This window comes from Pseudorhodoplanes sp. (assembly GCF_059499825.1).
This window is the reverse complement of sequence record NZ_JCABZI010000011.1, coordinates 315,174-331,977: the sequence shown is the minus strand read 5'-3', so window position 1 is coordinate 331,977 and position 16,804 is coordinate 315,174. Positions and strand designations below refer to the sequence as shown.

The 16,804-nt window shown below is 64.1% G+C and carries 13 protein-coding genes; 10 read left to right on the top strand and 3 right to left on the bottom strand.

The features are described 5' to 3' along the window. The first annotated feature begins 247 nt into the window (after nucleotides 1–247). Nucleotides 248–3,670, top strand: coding sequence for a YhdP family protein (locus tag AC5I5I_RS17670; protein ID WP_495975230.1), 3,423 nt, complete (start codon nucleotides 248–250; stop codon nucleotides 3,668–3,670). A gap of 12 nt (nucleotides 3,671–3,682) precedes the next feature. Here AC5I5I_RS17670 and tyrS read toward each other — a convergent pair whose 3' ends face one another. After that, nucleotides 3,683–4,936 (bottom strand): tyrosine--tRNA ligase, encoded by a 1,254-nt coding sequence (tyrS, locus tag AC5I5I_RS17665; RefSeq protein WP_495975229.1) that lies wholly within the window; start codon nucleotides 4,934–4,936, stop codon nucleotides 3,683–3,685. Nucleotides 4,937–5,010: 74 nt separating this feature from the next. Between tyrS and AC5I5I_RS17660 the strand changes: the two genes are divergently transcribed. After that, nucleotides 5,011–6,162 (top strand): anhydro-N-acetylmuramic acid kinase, encoded by a 1,152-nt coding sequence (locus AC5I5I_RS17660; RefSeq protein ID WP_495975228.1) that lies wholly within the window; start codon nucleotides 5,011–5,013, stop codon nucleotides 6,160–6,162. Between the two features lie 146 nt (nucleotides 6,163–6,308). On the opposite strand, the gene AC5I5I_RS17655 is transcribed toward AC5I5I_RS17660, so the two are convergent. Continuing rightward, the gene (locus AC5I5I_RS17655; RefSeq protein ID WP_495975227.1) at nucleotides 6,309–8,423 is read right to left on the bottom strand and encodes an ATP-binding cassette domain-containing protein; all 2,115 of its coding nucleotides are present in this window, start codon (nucleotides 8,421–8,423) and stop codon (nucleotides 6,309–6,311) included. Between the two features lie 98 nt (nucleotides 8,424–8,521). After that, a complete protein-coding gene (locus AC5I5I_RS17650; protein WP_495975226.1) occupies nucleotides 8,522–9,187 on the bottom strand; it encodes an alpha/beta hydrolase in 666 nt (221 codons plus the stop codon). A 280-nt stretch (nucleotides 9,188–9,467) separates the two neighbouring features. On the opposite strand from AC5I5I_RS17650, the gene AC5I5I_RS17645 reads away from it, so the two are divergent. The 8 genes from AC5I5I_RS17645 to AC5I5I_RS17610 all read left to right on the top strand — a co-directional run bounded on the left by AC5I5I_RS17645 (nucleotide 9,468) and on the right by AC5I5I_RS17610 (nucleotide 16,687). Then, nucleotides 9,468–10,628: a cysteine desulfurase family protein gene (locus AC5I5I_RS17645; RefSeq protein ID WP_495975225.1), complete on the top strand. Its 1,161-nt coding sequence runs from the start codon at nucleotides 9,468–9,470 to the stop codon at nucleotides 10,626–10,628. Between the two features lie 89 nt (nucleotides 10,629–10,717). Then, on the top strand, nucleotides 10,718–12,217 hold the full coding sequence (gene sufB / locus AC5I5I_RS17640) for a Fe-S cluster assembly protein SufB (protein ID WP_495975224.1): 1,500 nt from the start codon (nucleotides 10,718–10,720) through the stop codon (nucleotides 12,215–12,217). Further along, the gene (locus AC5I5I_RS17635; protein ID WP_495975223.1) at nucleotides 12,214–12,510 is read left to right on the top strand and encodes a hypothetical protein; all 297 of its coding nucleotides are present in this window, start codon (nucleotides 12,214–12,216) and stop codon (nucleotides 12,508–12,510) included. The genes sufB and AC5I5I_RS17635 overlap by 4 nt, the downstream gene beginning before the upstream one ends. Before the next feature lie 13 nt (nucleotides 12,511–12,523). Continuing rightward, nucleotides 12,524–13,279, top strand: a complete 756-nt coding sequence (gene sufC, locus AC5I5I_RS17630) for a Fe-S cluster assembly ATPase SufC (RefSeq protein WP_495975222.1) — start codon at nucleotides 12,524–12,526, stop codon at nucleotides 13,277–13,279. Nucleotides 13,280–13,285: 6 nt separating this feature from the next. Further along, nucleotides 13,286–14,605: a Fe-S cluster assembly protein SufD gene (sufD, locus tag AC5I5I_RS17625; protein WP_495975221.1), complete on the top strand. Its 1,320-nt coding sequence runs from the start codon at nucleotides 13,286–13,288 to the stop codon at nucleotides 14,603–14,605. Further along, complete coding sequence (locus tag AC5I5I_RS17620) at nucleotides 14,602–15,849, top strand: cysteine desulfurase (protein ID WP_495975331.1); 1,248 nt, start codon at nucleotides 14,602–14,604, stop codon at nucleotides 15,847–15,849. Before sufD ends, AC5I5I_RS17620 begins: the two co-directional genes overlap by 4 nt. Then, nucleotides 15,846–16,265 (top strand): SUF system Fe-S cluster assembly protein, encoded by a 420-nt coding sequence (locus tag AC5I5I_RS17615; protein WP_495975220.1) that lies wholly within the window; start codon nucleotides 15,846–15,848, stop codon nucleotides 16,263–16,265. The genes AC5I5I_RS17620 and AC5I5I_RS17615 overlap by 4 nt, the downstream gene beginning before the upstream one ends. After that, nucleotides 16,265–16,687: a VOC family protein gene (locus AC5I5I_RS17610; RefSeq protein ID WP_495975219.1), complete on the top strand. Its 423-nt coding sequence runs from the start codon at nucleotides 16,265–16,267 to the stop codon at nucleotides 16,685–16,687. Before AC5I5I_RS17615 ends, AC5I5I_RS17610 begins: the two co-directional genes overlap by 1 nt. Nucleotides 16,688–16,804 lie beyond the last annotated feature (117 nt).

Sequence of the window (16,804 nt, the reverse complement as noted above, 5' to 3'; positions counted from 1 at the left end):
ATCTGCCGTTAACCCACCCTGGGGCGAGGGCGGGCGAACACCCGCACGGGTCCGTTCAGCGCAACCAGGTGAACCTGTCTGGCGACGTTAGCGGCGCCGGCGACACGGACAAGGGGATGTCCGACCCGGCATGAAAAAACCGGCTCCGCGTCTTCATGGATTGCGTGTTCTCGAAGACACCCTTCGCGAGCATCGCGATTCGTGCGGCCATGATCTGAAATCCCGAGCCCGGCGAATCTGGTGGCGGATGCGTCGGCTGGCGCGGCGGCCGCTGGTGCGCCGCATCGGATACGGCGTCGGCAGCGCCGCAGCGGTTGTACTCGTTCTCTTCATCGGTCTTTGGTTGCGGCTCGGTGCCGGGCCGATCGAAATCAATTTCGCATCGCCCTGGCTCGCATCGGCAATCGAACAGAATATCGGCAAGTCGCACCGGGTTGTGATCGGCGGGACCCAGATCGAGCGCGACGATGCCGGCCGCACCGCGGTCCGCATCCGCGACATGCAGATCCGCGACACCGACGGTGTCGTGGTCGCCAGCGCTCCCAAGGCCGAGGTGGCCATGTCGGGCGAGAGTTTGCTACGTGGCGAACTCCGTGCGCGCCGGGTCAGTCTGGTCGGCGCCGAACTTTCGGTTCGCATCGAGGAGGACGGTCAGGTCACGATCTCGACCGGCGCTGAGAAACGTCCTCTTGCGGTGACGCCTGCGATCATCAGGCCGGCGCCTGCCGGCGCCGAAAAGCCTGCCGCAGACCGGGCGCAGAACGAGCCCACCGGCGCCGAGCGATTCGCCGGACTGATCGGCTGGCTGGATCGGATTTCGTCGCTCGGACTCGACGGACAAGGGCTGGGCGAGATCGGCCTGAAGAACGGGACTCTCAAGGTAGACGACCTGCGTACCGACAAGCACTGGATCTTCGAGCAGATCAATTTCAGCGTGAACCGGCCGGGTAACGGAATCAGTATTCGCCTGAGTTCGGAGGACGAAACACGGCCATGGGCAATGGCGGCGTCGATCCGGCCGGCCGGCACTCAGCGCCGGCTTCTCAGCCTCGACCTGAGACAGGTCTCGACCAAAGATCTGTTCCTGGCGACTCGAATCGGCAGCGGTCAATTCCAGGCCGACATTCCGCTGTCCGGAGTGATCCGTGCGGAGATCGGGCCGGATTCGCTGCCCCGAATACTCGAAGGCAAGATTGTCGCTGGCGCGGGCCTGATCGGTGACCCGGCCGATGTCGACGGACATTTCAGGATCGACCACGCCGAATTGACGCTCGATTGGGATTCGCAGCGCCGCAATCTCACCATGCCGTTCCAGATCCTGTCGGGGGCGAACCGGTTCACATTGCTGAGCCGGTTCGAGACGCCGTCCCAGCCGGGAGAGCCCTGGCGCGCGATGGTGACGGGCGGCTCGGTGGTGTTGAGCGAAGGCGTCAACGATCCGAGTCCGGTGGTTCTCAACAAGGTGATGCTGCGCGCCAATGTCGACATTGCGCGCAAGCGGATTGAACTGGTCCAGGGCGATGTTGCCGGTGCGGGCATCGCCGGCTTCCTGAATGGCAGCGTGGATTTTTCAGGCGAACCGCGGCTTGCGGCCGGCCTCGCCGTGACGCCGATGTCGGCGCAGATGGCGAAGAAGGTGTGGCCGGTTTTCGTCGCCTCGAAGGTGCGCAGCTGGGTGGTCGAGAACCTGACCAGCGGCGATATCGAGCGCATCGATGTCGCCACCAATTCTCCGATCGAAAACCTGCAGGAAGACGGACCGCCGATTCCGCAGGATGGCCTGTCTGTCGATGTGACCGTTCGCAATGCCACCATCCGGCCGGTCACGGGCATGCCGCCGATCACAGAGGCTGACCTGAAAACCAGCATCAAGGGCAGGCGCGTTCTGGTGACAGTCGATCGCGGATTTGTCGATCTCGGTGGCGGGCGAAAGCTCACTGTCAGCAACGGTACGTTCGAGGTTCCGGACACTCATCCGAAGGCGCCGCCGGCGCGTGCGCAGTTCCGCATCGACGGGCCGGTGCCGGCTGCGCTCGAATTGCTGGCCAGCGAACGGCTTCGCGGTCAGGCATCGGTGCCGATGGAATCCGGCAATAGCCGCGGCAATCTCAGCGGACAGGTCAGTGTGGATTTGCCGATCACCAAGAATCCTGCGCCAGGCGCGACCCAATATACGATCGCCCTCGATGTGGCAGGCTTCGCCGCCGACAACATGGTGATGGGACAGAAGATCGAGGCGCAGGCGCTGAAAGTGAGCGCCGACAATCGCGGCTTCCAGATCAAGGGCGATGTCCGGATCAATGGCACGCCGGCGGTGCTGGACTATCGCAAGCTTGCGGACAGCCCTGATGCCGATGTGCAGGTCCGTGCGACACTCGACGAGGCGGCGCGCGCGCGGTTCGGTTTCGGTACCGGGCCCTCGCTTGCGGGGCCGGTGCCGGTGAAAATCTCCGGCAAGATCGCCGAGAACAAGGATGTCCGGCTGACCGTCGAGGCGGACCTGACGCCGGCGAGGATCGACAATCTGCTGCCGGGCTGGGTGAAGCCTTCCGGCCGTTCGAACCGCGCCACCTTTACCGTGCTGACTCGCGACAAGAGCACCCGCTTCGACGATGTCGCGGTCGACGGATCGGGCGTGACGGTGCGCGGATCTGTCGAACTCGACGACAAGGGCGCTCTCGCTGCTGCACACTTCCCGGTCTTCGCATTGTCGGACGGCGACAAGACCAGCGTGAAGGCAGAGCGCGGCACAGACAATGCGCTGCGGGTGTCGCTGCGCGGCGATGTCTATGACGGGCGCAGCTTCATCAAGGCGTTCTTCGGAGGCGGTGAGCAAGGCGACAGACCGCGGACCGAGAAGCCCAAAAACGAGCCGATCGATCTCGATTTCGATATGCGGCTCGGTGTCATTGCGGGGCATAACGGCGAAGCGTTGCGCGGCGTGGAAATGCGGATGGTCCGGCGCAACGGAGAGATCAGAACCTTTGCCCTGAGTTCGAAAATCGGACAGACCGCGACTCTGACGGGGGAAATGCGCGCCTCCTCGCAGCGCCGTAACGCGCTGCATTTCGAGACCCCCGATGCCGGCGCCTTGATGCGCTTTACCGACACGTATCCGAAGATTCAGGGCGGCCAGATGTCGGTCGCGATGGAAGTACCGACCGCGGATCAGGCCCCGCAGGAGGGCATCGTCAACATCCAGAACTTCGCGGTGCGCGGCGAGCCGAAACTGAACGGCGTCGTCGGCGGCGCCCAGAACGAGGCGCGCGGCGTCGACTTCACCCGCATGCGGGTGGATTTCACCCGCACGCCCGGCCGGCTGCAGATCAAGGAAGGCATTGTCCAGGGTCCGGTGATCGGCGCCACGATCGAAGGCAATATCGATTTCGCCAGGAACGACGTGCGGATGCGCGGCACCATCGTGCCGCTCTACGGCATCAACAATCCGCTCGGACAGATCCCGCTGGTCGGGCTCGTTCTCGGCGGCCCGAAGGAAGGATTGTTCGGCTTCACCTATCAGGTGGTCGGCCCGCCGAGCGCGCCGACGCTCAACGTGAACCCGGCATCGGGACTGGTCCCGGGCTTCCTGCGCAAGTTCTTCGAATATCCGACCGCGCGACCGCTGGAGCCGGCGGAACTGGCGCCGATCCCGCCGATGCCGATCCGGTAACGCTGAGACGCGTCAGCCCGGCCTGACCAGCACGTGTTTCTTGCGGCCGAGCGACAGCTTGATCACCGATTGCGGGGTCAGGTTCGCGGCGCTGAGCGTCATCTTCTCGTCGGTCACGGTCTCGTCGTTGACCTTCAGTCCGCCGCCCTTGATCTGCCGCCGTGCTTCGCTGGTCGAGGCGACAAGACCCGCCTGCACGAAGGCACTGAGCACGCCGAGCCCGTTGTCGAGTTCGCCGGACGGGATTGTCACCGTCGGCAGGTCTTCCGCCAGCGCGCCTTCCTCGAAGGTGCGCCGCGCGGTGCCTGCGGCCTGCTCGGCAGCGTCGCGGCCATGCAGGAGCGCGGTCGCTTCGGTCGCCAGCGTCTTCTTGGCCTCGTTGATCTCCTGACCCTGCAGTGCGGCCAGCCGCGCGATCTCGTCGAGCGGCAGCACCGTGAACAACTTCAGAAAGCGCTCGACGTCGCCGTCTTCGGTGTTGCGCCAGTATTGCCAATAGTCATAGGGGCTCAGCATCTGGGCATTGAGCCACACCGCGCCGGCCGCGGTTTTTCCCATCTTTGCGCCGGACGACGTAGTGATCAGCGGCGAGGTGAGCGCGAACAGTTGCGCATTCATCAGCCGGCGGCCGAGATCGATGCCGTTGATGATGTTGCCCCATTGATCCGAGCCGCCCATCTGCAGCACGCAGCCGTAACGCTTCTGCAGTTCCACGAAATCGTAGGCCTGCAGGATCATGTAGTTGAATTCGAGGAAGGATAATTCCTGCTGGCGTTCAAGGCGCAGCTTAACCGAATCGAACGACAGCATCCGGTTGATCGAGAAATGCTTGCCGACGTCGCGCAGGAAATCGATGTAGTTGAGGGTGTTCAGCCAGTCGGCATTGTTCGCCATGATGGCGCTGGAGGGGCCGTCGCCGAAGGTAAGGAATTTCGAGAAGGTGGCGCGAATGCTGCGCAGGTTCTCGTTGATCAATTCCTCGGTCAGGATCTTGCGGCTCTCGTCCTTGCCGGAGGGATCGCCGACGCGGGTGGTGCCGCCGCCCATCAGCGCGATCGGCCGGTGGCCGGTCTGCTGCATCCAGTACAGCATCATGGTCGGCAGCAAATGGCCGACATGCAGCGACGGCGCGGTGCAGTCGTAACCGATATAGGCGGTTATCGGCTGCGAGGCGGCCAGCGCATCGAGCTGGTCGGGTTCCGACACCTGATGGATGAAGCCGCGCTCCGACAGAACGCGTAGAAAGTCCGATTTGAATTGGCTCATGGTAAGACCGTATTCGCCCGCGGCGCGGACGTGGTGTATCAGGTCCGGCAGGGGATTGAAACGGGGCGGCGGACGTGCGGACCTATCGGGCGATCGGGCTGATGAGCGGCACGTCGATGGACGGGATCGACGTCGCGGCGCTCGAAACCGACGGCGAGACCATATCCCGCTTCGGCCCGACCGCACTGCATGCCTATCGCGAGGACGAGGTCGCATTGTTGCGGCAGGCGCTGGACGAGGCGCGCGGCCTGACCCATCGCTGCGCGCGACCGGGCGCGGTCGGCGAGGCCGAGCGCATGATCACGGCTCTGCATGCCGCCGCGGTTCGCACATTTCTCGATGTCAACGGCATCGATCCCGCCAGCGTCGATGCGATCGGCTTCCATGGCCAGACCGTGCTGCACCGGCCCGACGACAGGCTGACGATCCAGATCGGCGACGGCCAGGTGCTGGCCGACGAGACCGGCATTCGCGTGGTCTACGATTTGCGCGCCGCCGACGTCGCGGCCGGAGGGCAGGGCGCGCCGCTGGTGCCGGTCTATCATCGCGCGCTGGCCGCCATGCTCGACCGGCCACATCCAATCGCGGTGCTGAATATCGGCGGCGTCGCCAATGTCACCTTCATCAACGGCGTGCCGGACCCCTATGCCTGCGATACCGGACCGGGCAATGCGCTCATCGACGACTTCATGCGCGCGCGCAACGGCTGTGCCCGCGACGAGAATGGCGGCGCAGCGGCGCGCGGACGCGTCGACGAGGCGGCGGTCGCGCGTGTGCTCAGGCACTCGTTCTTTGCGTTGAAGCCGCCGAAATCGCTCGACCGCAATGCCTTCCGCGAGTGGGTGGCCGACCGTGCGCAACTGGCGGACAAGAGCCTCGAGGACGGCGCGGCGACGCTTGCGGCGATCACGGCGGCTTCGGTCGCGACCATCGTTGCGCATTTGCCGGAGGCGCCAAGGAGCTGGATCGTCTGCGGCGGCGGCGCCAGCAACGCGACCTTGATGCGCATGCTCGGCGAGCGGCTGGCGCCCGCCCATGTCGAAACCGCGAATGATGCCGGCTGGAATGGCGATGCGATCGAGGCGCAGGCCTTCGCCTACATGGCCGTGCGCTCCTTGAGAGGATTGCCGATCACGTTTCCGACGACAACAGGGGTCCCGGAGCCGATGAGCGGCGGGGTGATAGCCGAGCCGCGCGTTGCGGAGCTATTGCGGATGAGCTTATAAAATCGGCCTTTCCGCGCCGGTGTTTCACATGAAAATAGTCCTATCGCCGATTGCGCTGTTCTTTTCATGCTCCTAGAAGTGTCGACCCTCACCGCCTGATACCCGGCCGTGCGCCGGGATCGCCGCGATGCTCGCTTGCGACGATCTCACGCCGCTCTGTCAGCCGGACCGCCACGCATCAGCAGCCGCTGGATCAGCCGTGGCTGTCCGGGCGGACGCACCAGCAGAATGTCGCTGACCAGCTTGGCGCCGCCGCGCTTGCGTTCCAGCGTCAGCTTCCGGGAATGGAACCGCTCGAGCTCGGGGCGATGGCCGACACTCAGGATGGTCAGGCCTTCCATGTCCTCCGACAGGATTTTCATCAGGTCGTCCTGACTCTTCGGATCGAGCGCCGCCGTGGCCTCGTCGAGCACGATGATGTCGGGCCGGTGCAATAGCACGCGGGCGATGGTCAGCCGCTGCTTTTCGCCGCCCGACAGGGTCTGGTCCCAGGGCTGATCGTCCTCGATGCGATCCTTCAGATGGCCCAGGCCGACCCGCTCCAGCGCCTCGCCGATGGTCTCGATATCCCAATCCTCCGCAGCGCCCGGGTAGGCCACCGCGCGGCGCAGCGTTCCGGTCGGGACATAGGGACGTTGCGGCAGCAGGAACAGGCGCGCGTCCTTCTGCACGTCGACTTCGCCGCCGCCCCAGGGCCAAAGTCCGGATATGGCGCGCACCAGCGTGCTCTTGCCGCTGCCCGACGAGCCTGCGATCAGCACGCGCTCGCCCTTCTTGATGACGACATCGGTGTCGTCCACCACCGCCTTGCCGCTGTCGAGCGAGACGCTGAAATCCTTCAGCCGCAGCGCCGCATCGGTGGTCTCGCCGCGCTTGATGCGGTTGAGGCCTTCGCCGGTTTCGGCGCGCTCCAGCGCGTCGAGGGACACCATCAGCGAGGAGACGCGGCGCGCGCCCGCACTCCATTCGGCCAGACGCGGGTAATTGTCGACCAGCCAGTTGAAAGCCGCTTGCACGATCGTGAAGGCGGACGCGGCCTGCATCACCTCGCCAAGCGACATGGTCCCGTCGAGAAATTTCGGCGCGCACAGGATGATCGGCAACACCGGCGCGATGATGCCGGATCCCTGCGAGACGATCGTGGTGCGCATATGCTGGCCGCATAGCGCGCGCCAGCGCCGCAGCACGGTGACCAATGCGCGGTTGAGACCGGCGCGTTCTTCGCCTTCGCCGCCAAGGAGCGCGATGCTCTCGCCATTCTCGCGGACGCGGGTGAGCTGATAGCGGTAATCGGCTTCGGCCTGGTTCTTGGATTCCGAGACGGCGACGAAGCGCTTTCCGACGATGGTCATGGTGCCGCTGGCGATCACCGCGTAAAGCACCGCCGCGATCACGAGGAAGCCGGGGATGGTGACCACCGTGTCGCCGAGCGGGATGCTCAGTGCCCCGCCGATGGTCCAGAGCACATAGATGAAGGTGATCGCGGACAGGGAGGCGGTGGTCACGCCGACCGCGAAATCAACCGGTGCATCGGTCGAGATCCGCAGGTCGTCGGTGAGACGGCCTTCCGGATTCTGGTGATCGCCGCTCACGAGGTTGAGCTGGTAATAGCGACCGTTCTTCAGCCAGTTATCCAGCAAATGATCGCTGAGCCAGGCCCGCCAGCGGCGTTGCGTGGACATACGGGCATAGACGCTCACCACCCCGACGCAGACGCTCGCTGCCGCCAGCGGGAAGAAAATCGCTGCGAGCCAGAACACCCGCGGCGCCTCCTTTTTCTCAAGGGCGTCGAAGATCGCCCGGTTCCAGACGTTGACGCCGTATTGCGCCGCGACCGTCAGCAGCACCAGAATGAGCAGGCCGATCGTCAGCGGCCATGCCAGACGGTCGCCGCTGCGTCCCCAGAAGCCGGACGCCGACGACCAGAAGCGGCTGCGCAACGCGCGCCGGCGCTCGTGCTCCTTTCGCGCTTCCGCCTCGGGATCAATCTTTGGATCGAGCGGAGGAAGCTCCTCCGGTTCGGCGGCGGTATCGTCGAGTGACGGCTCCGGTTCGTCTGTTGTGGCGGCTTCTGCGGGCGCGTCCTGCTGCGCAGAGGCGCGTTCGCCAGCCGTTGTCTTGTCTGACGCGTTTTCGCTCGCACTGCGTGTGCTTGCGGGATCGTCAGCCGCCGCGGATTCCGGCCTCAGCGAGGCGGACTTCTCGTCCGACGGCTTTGCATCGGCACCATTGTTGTCTCGTGAAGTGCCGACGCCGTCCATTTTGTTCGCCCCGTGACATAGCAACGCAGGCAAACGCTCATGTGGAACTCCGGTTCCACACTATTACTGGCGTAGTAAGGCCGGGAGTATTGGCGTCGTTACGCCGCGCTCGGCTTCTTGCTGGTGGTGCCGAGGCGCTTGTCCAGATAGTCGTTCACCGACAGCATCAGCGTGTCGATCTTCTGGTCGAAGAAGTGGTTGGCGCCGGTGACGACCTTCTGCTCGATCACGATGCCCTTCTGCGTCTTCAGCTTGTCGACCAGCGTGGTGACGTCCCGGTGCGGCACCACCGCATCCTTGTCGCCATGGATGATCAGGCCGGAAGAGGGGCAGGGCGCAAGGAACGAAAAGTCATAAAGGTTCGCGGGCGGCGCGATCGAGATGAAGCCCTCGATCTCCGGACGGCGCATCAGGAGCTGCATGCCGATCCAGGCGCCGAAGGAGAAGCCGGCGATCCAGCAGGACCGGGCTTCCGGATTGATGGTCTGCGCCCAGTCGAGAGCGGAGGCCGCATCCGACAATTCGCCGACCCCGTGATCGAAAGACCCCTGGCTGCGACCGACGCCGCGGAAATTGAACCGCACAACCGAGAAATTGCGGTGCACGAACGCATAATACAGCTGGTAGACGATCTGATGGTTCATGGTCCCGCCGAATTGCGGGTGCGGATGCAGGATCAGCGCGAGCGGCGCATTTTTTTGCGCGGCGGGGTGATAGCGGCCTTCGATGCGTCCCGCAGGACCGGTAAAGATGACCTCAGGCATGGAGAAACCTCGGCTGAAACCGCGGGGGCAAACGCCCTGCCGCATGGGCTCTAGTGGTCCGGAACGTTCGCGCCACCAGGTGCGCTTGACGGATGGATCGGGCGCACGTAGTTTTTAGAATAATTCTAAGCTTGGTCTTCAAGCGGCTGAAGCCGTGAGGACTGGTTCCGTTTGGATGTGACGGGCGGTTTCTACCATAAGGCCAGGGGCCAAATGCAAGCTTTCTCGTTCCCTGTGCTAGGACATTCGCAAGTCCGCCCGGGACGGTAACAAGGTATCCATGACGGAGCGTACCTATCTCGACTGGAATGCGACCGCGCCGCTGCGGCCGTCGGCGCGTGCCACCATGATCGAGGCGCTCGACAAGGCGGGCAATCCGTCCTCGGTTCATGCCGAGGGCCGGGTCGCGCGGCAGATCGTCGAGCGGGCCCGTGCGCAGGTCGCGGCCCTGGCCGGGGCCGATCCGGGTCAGGTCACTTTCACCTCGGGCGCGACCGAAGCCAATGTGATGGCGCTGTCGCCGGGCTGGTCGGGCAGGCCCGGACGCCCCTCGCTCGAGCGTTTGCTGGTATCGGCCGTGGAGCACCCTTCGGTGCTCGGAGGCGGGCGCTTCGGACCGGATCGCACGCATGCCGTTGCCGTGGATGCGGACGGCGTGATCGCCGGCGACACGTTGCGGGCTTTGCTTCGCGGGGTGCCGGCGATGGTTTCCGTGATGCTGGCCAACAACGAGACCGGAGTTGTTCAACCGATCCGCGAGATCGCTGAGGTGGTTCACGAGGCCGGTGGTCTCCTGCATGTGGATGCGGTTCAGGCTCCGGGGCGGATCACGTTTGATTTCAATGATCTGGATGCCGATCTTATGACGCTGTCTTCGCACAAGATCGGCGGGCCGAAAGGTGTCGGCGCCCTGATCGCGAAGGCGGGCCTGCACCTGCACGAGCCGCTGATCGCCGGCGGCGGGCAGGAGCGCGGTCTGCGCGGCGGGACCGAGAATGTCGCAGGAATTGCAGGCTTCGGCGCGGCTGCGGCTGACATCGCCAGCCAGCGGGCGACGGAAGCTGCGCATCTTCTGCGGCTGCGCGAACGGCTGGAGGCCGGACTGCGCGCCGTGACACCTGAAGTCATCATTTTCGGCGAGCGCGCCGAACGGTTGCCGAATACCACGGCGTTCAGCCATCCGGGCCTGCGGGCCGAGACCGCGGTGATCGCCTTCGACCTGGCGGGACCGGCGGTATCATCCGGCGCGGCCTGTTCATCGGGCAAGGTGCAGCCTTCGACCGTGCTGTCCGCAATGGGCGTCGATCCGGCCCTGGCGCGAGGCGCGATCCGGGTCTCGACCGGGCATTCGACCAAGGATCAGGACATCGAACGCTTTCTAAGTGCTTGGACAAAGCTCTCTGAATCACTACTTAAGGGGCGAAACGTCATCGCCGCTTGAGCGGCTTCGCGGAGGGAAACCGACGCAGGGCTGACCCACCATCACCGACACATCCGCTGCGGTCCTTGAAACCGCGAGGGGAGACCAGAATGCCGGCCGTACAAGAGACCGTCGAACAGGTTCGCCGTATCGACGTTGATCAATACAAGTATGGGTTCGAGACGCTGATCGAATCCGACAAGGCCCCGAAGGGCCTGTCCGAGGACACCGTCCGCTTCATTTCGGCGAAGAAGAATGAGCCGCAATGGATGCTCGACTGGCGGCTCGACGCCTACCGGCGATGGCTGACCATGCGCGAGCCGAGCTGGGCGCGTGTGTCCTATCCGAAGATCGATTTCCAGGATTACTACTACTACGCCGCGCCGAAGAAGCGCCCGGAGCTGGGCTCCCTCGACGAGGTCGATCCGGAAATCCTGCGCACCTATGAGAAGCTTGGCATTCCGCTGCGTGAGCAGGAGATGCTGGCGGGCGTGGTGCGCCGGGATTCCGAAGGCAACGAACTGGGCGAGCGCCGTGTTGCCGTCGACGCCGTGTTCGACTCGGTCTCGGTCGCGACCACCTTCCAGGCCGAACTGAAAAAGGCCGGCGTGATCTTCATGCCGATCTCGGAAGCGATCCGCGAGCATCCCGAGTTGGTGCAGAAGTATCTGGGTTCGGTGGTGCCGGTGACCGACAATTTCTATGCGACGCTGAACTCGGCGGTGTTCTCCGACGGCTCGTTCGTCTACGTGCCGCCGGGCGTGCGCTGCCCCATGGAATTGTCGACCTATTTCCGCATCAACGAAAAGAATACCGGACAGTTCGAGCGCACGCTGATCATCGCCGACAAGGGCGCCTATGTCAGCTATCTCGAAGGCTGCACCGCGCCGATGCGCGACGAGAATCAGCTGCATGCGGCGGTGGTCGAACTCGTCACCCACGACGACGCTGAGATCAAATACTCGACCGTGCAGAACTGGTATCCGGGCGACTCGGAAGGCCGCGGCGGCATCTATAACTTCGTCACCAAGCGTGGCGATTGCCGCGGCAGGAATTCCAAGATTTCTTGGACCCAGGTCGAGACCGGCTCGGCCATCACCTGGAAATATCCGAGCTGCATCCTGCGTGGCGACGGTTCGCGCGGCGAGTTCTACTCGATCGCGATCTCGAACGGCATGCAGCAGGTCGATTCCGGCACCAAGATGATTCATCTCGGCAAGAACACGACCAGCCGGATCATCTCCAAGGGCATCTCGGCCGGGCGTTCGCAGAACACCTATCGTGGTCTTGTTACTGCGCATCGCAAGGCGACCGGCGCGCGCAACTTTACCAATTGCGACTCGCTTCTGGTCGGCGACAAATGCGGCGCGCATACCGTGCCGTATCTGGAGGCCAAGAATTCCTCCACCGTGTTCGAGCACGAAGCAACCACCTCGAAGATTTCCGAGGACATGCTGTTCTATTGCCGCCAGCGCGGGCTGTCGGCGGAGGAGGCGACCGCACTTGTGGTCAACGGCTTCGTCAAGGACGTGCTGCAGCAGCTGCCGATGGAATTCGCGGTGGAAGCCCAGAAGCTGATTTCGATCTCGCTCGAAGGAAGCGTGGGATGAGCACCGATCAATTCAGAACTGCGGCCATGGCCTGCCTCGGCGCGAACAAGCCGGCGGGCGATCTGGTGGATTGCATCGCCGAGCACTTTCCCGAGGTCGAGGCGTTCCGCGAGAATGACGACCTGATCGTCAAGGGCGGCGGCCGCTTCCTGGTGGTGCGCCGCGATGGGCCGGATACGTTCCGGGTCACCGATAACGTCGCCGTGCCCTCGACCAACACGGTCGATCAGGGCGGCGGCACCAAGCGAACACTGAACGAGCTGATCGACGATATCGTCACGCTCGACGACTGACTGGATAGAACCAATGCCATTGCTGGAAGTTAAAAACCTGCACGTCGAAGTCGCAGACAAGAAAATCCTGAACGGCCTCGATCTGACGGTCGAGAAGGGCAAGGTGCATGCGATCATGGGCCCGAACGGTTCGGGCAAATCGACGCTGTCCTATGTGCTGGCCGGCAAGTCCGGTTACGAAATCACCGCCGGCGAAATCCTGTTCAACGGCGAGAACATCGTCGACATGGAGCCGGATGAGCGCGCGGCCAAGGGGCTGTTCCTCGCCTTCCAGTATCCGATCGAAATCCCCGGCGTTGCCACCATGACGTTCCTGCGCACCGCGGTGAATGCGCAACGCAAGGCGCGTGGCGAAACGGAACTGTCGACACCCGACTTCATGAAGAAGGTGCGCGAAGCCGCGGGCGAACTCGGCATCAGCCAGGACATGCTGCGGCGCGCGGTCAATGTCGGATTTTCCGGCGGCGAGAAGAAGCGCAACGAAATCCTGCAGATGGCCATGCTGCAGCCGCGCCTGGCGGTGCTGGACGAAACCGATTCCGGACTCGATATCGACGCGCTGAAGATCGTGGCCGACGGCGTCAACGCGCTGCGTTCGCCGGAGCGCTCCTTCATCGTCATCACCCATTACCAGCGGCTGCTCGATTACATCGTGCCGGACGTCGTGCATGTGCTGTCGAAGGGCCGCATCGTGCGCACCGGCGGCAAGGAGCTGGCGCTCGAACTGGAAGAGAAGGGCTACGCCCAGTACCAGGACGAGGCCGCGTAAGCTGACATGGCCGAACTCACGATCATACGCTCCACCGCAGAGGATGCGATCCAGAGCCGCTTTGCCGATTACGCCGCCGGGCAGTCGCATTGGGGCGGGCCGGCCATTGCGCGCCGCCGGCAGGACGCCTTCGAGACGCTGAAGGCGACCGGACTGCCGACGCGGCGCGTGGAAGAGTGGAAGTACACCGACCTGCGCGCCTTCATGCGCGATCTGCCGCCGCTTGCCGGTGTTCCGGATCGCGCGGATGTCGAGGTCGCGGAAAAGACCAAGCCGCTGCTGGCGCTTGCCGATGTCTGCCGGTTCCTGTTCGTGAACGGCCGCGATTTCTCCGCCGCCAAGGTGGACGGTGTCGCGTGGTATCGGCTCGGCAACGACGACGAACTGCCCGATAGCGTTCTGGCGGCGCTGAACCGCGAACGATCCTATGCGGCGAATACGGCCGTGGCGCTGAACACGGCCTTCATGCACGACACCACCATCTTGCATGTGCCGCCGGGCGTGACCGTCGCAGCGCCGTTGTATCTGGATTTCCAGACCGTGGCGAACGCTCCGCTCGCAACGTTCGGCCGCGTGCTGATCGTGGTGGAAGAGGGCGCCTCGGCCACAATCGTCGAAACGCATCGCGGACCGGACGGTGTCGCCTATCAGGCCAACACCCTGGTCGAGCTCGATGTGTTCGACGGCGCGTCGCTCAATCACATCCGTTGCAATGCTGCCGGCGATGCGGCCTTGTCGCTGTCCACGCTGGGCCTGCAGACCGGCCATAAGGCGAAGGTCAGCAGTTTCGCGATGACCTATGGCGGCGCCATGGCGCGGCACCAGATCTTCGCAACCTTGTCGGGCGAGGGCACCGAACTCATCCTGAATGGCGCGACGATGTTGCGCGCGCGGCAGCATGCCGACACCACGATGGTGATGAACCATGCGGTCGGGCATTGCGACAGCCGCGAATTGTTCAAGTCGGTGCTGGACGGTGAAAGCCGCTCGGTGTTCCAGGGCAAGATCGTGGTGCAACCGCACGCGCAGAAGACCGACGCGAAGATGGCGGCGCATGCGCTGCTGCTCTCCGAAGATGCCGAGGCCGACGCCAAGCCGGAACTGGAAATCTTCGCCGATGACGTGGTCTGCGGCCATGGCGCGACCGCGGGGTCGCTCGACGACGACCTGCTGTTCTATCTGAAGGCGCGCGGCATTCCGCAGAAGGAGGCGGAAGCCTTGATGGTGGAAGCCTTCATTGGCGAGACGGTGGAATCGGTCGGAAACGAGGCCGTGCGCGAGTCGCTGATGGACATCGCGCGGGCCTGGTTGAAGGCAAGGGCCTGACCATGCATCCCGCGGTCAGCAACGGCTCCTACGACGTCGCCCGCATCCGCGAGGATTTTCCCGCGCTGGCGATGCAGGTTTATGGCAAGCCGCTGGTCTATCTCGATAACGCGGCGTCGGCACAGAAGCCGAAGGCGGTGCTGGACCGTATCCAGCACGCCTATACCCACGAATATGCTAACGTGCATCGCGGCCTGCATTATCTCGCCAATGCCGCGACCGACGCCTATGAGGGTGCGCGCGAAACGGTAGCTAAATTCCTCAACGCGCCGAACAAGGACGAGGTGATCTTCACCCGCAACGCCACCGAGGCGATCAACCTGGTCGCCTACACCTTCGGCCGCGAGCACCTGAAAGAGGGCGACGAGATCGTGCTCTCGATCATGGAGCACCATTCCAACATCGTGCCCTGGCATTTCCTGCGCGAGCGGCAGGGCGCCGTGATCAAATGGGCGCCGATCGACGACGACGGCAATTTCCTGATCGACGAGTTCGAGAAGCTTTTGACCCCGCGCACCAAGATGGTCGCGATCACGCATATGTCGAATGCGCTCGGCACCTACGTCCCGGTCAAGGAGGTGGTGCGGCTGGCGCATGCGCGCGGCATTCCGGTGCTGGTCGACGGCAGCCAGGCGGCGGTGCACATGCCGATCAACGTGCAGGACATCGGCTGCGATTTCTATGTCTTCACCGGCCACAAGATCTACGGTCCGTCCGGCATCGGTGTGCTGTGGGCGAAGTACCAGCACCTCGAAGCGATGCCGCCGTTCAATGGCGGCGGCGAGATGATCCGCGACGTGTTCGAGGACCGCGTCACCTATGGCGATCCGCCGCACAAGTTCGAGGCCGGCACGCCGCCGATCGTACAGGCGATCGGGCTCGGCGCCGCCATCGACTATGTGAATTCGATCGGCAAGGATCGCATCCAGGCGCACGAGACCGACTTGCTGCGCTATGCGCAGGACCGGCTGCGCGAGATCAATTCACTGAAGATCATCGGGCAGGCGAAAGAGAAGGGCGCGGTGGTGTCGTTCGAGATGCGTGGCGCGCATCCGCATGATATCGCCACCATCATCGACCGCTCCGGGGTCGCGGTGCGGGCGGGAACCCATTGCGTGATGCCGCTGTTGAACCGGATCGGCGTCACCGCCACCTGCCGGGCTTCGTTCGGGCTCTACAATACCAGGGACGAGGTCGACAGCCTTGCGACCGCCCTTATCAAGGCCCAGGATTTCTTCGCATGACCGACGATACCAAATCCGAAGAGACCAAAGTGGCATCCGAAGAGACCAAAGTGGCGCCGGCTGGCGAGGCTGCGGTGGCCGCGCCGGAATCCGCGCTGCCGCAGGAAGAGATCGCGCGCATGACCGACGATATCGTGGCGGCGCTGAAGACCGTCTATGACCCGGAAATTCCGGCCGACATCTATGAGCTCGGCCTGATCTACAAGGTCGACATCCAGGACGACCGCGGGGTCAATGTCGACATGACGCTGACCACGCCCAATTGTCCGGCCGCCGCCGAACTGCCGATGATGGTGGAGAATGCCGTCGCCAGCGTCGCCGGCGTGGGCCCGGTGAAGGTGGAAATCGTGTGGGATCCGCCCTGGGATCCAAGCCGCATGTCCGACGAGGCGCGCCTCGTCCTGAATATGTGGTGATGGCTGCGCCGCCCAAGCTTGGCCGTGTGCTTGAGACGGCGCTCTACGTCGACGACCTCGAACGCGCCGCGACCTTCTACGAGCAGGCGCTTGGGCTCGCCTCCGTCAGCAAGGATTCGCGCTTCCACGCCTATGACGTCGGTGGAGTCAGCGTGCTGCTGCTGTTCAAGCGCGGCGCGACGCTCGAGACAGTCCGCCTGCCGGGCGGCACCATCCCGCCGCATGACGGACATGGACCGATCCACATGGCGTTTGCCGTCGGTGCCAGCGACCTGCCGGCCTGGGAGCGGCAGCTGGAAGAGCAGGGCGTCCCGATTGAAGGCCGGACCGACTGGCCGCGCGGCGGCCACAGCATCTATTTCCGCGACCCGGACGGGCATCTTCTGGAACTGGTGACCCCCGGTGTGTGGCCGACCTATTGAAGACTTTGAGCCCCGGGCTGGAGCAAATCCAGTTTTCGGGGCTTCACAGCAGGGATTTCGTTGCTACCTTAAAGGGCAAGCGAGTCCCGCACCGGACCTTGAATCCGGCGACAGGAG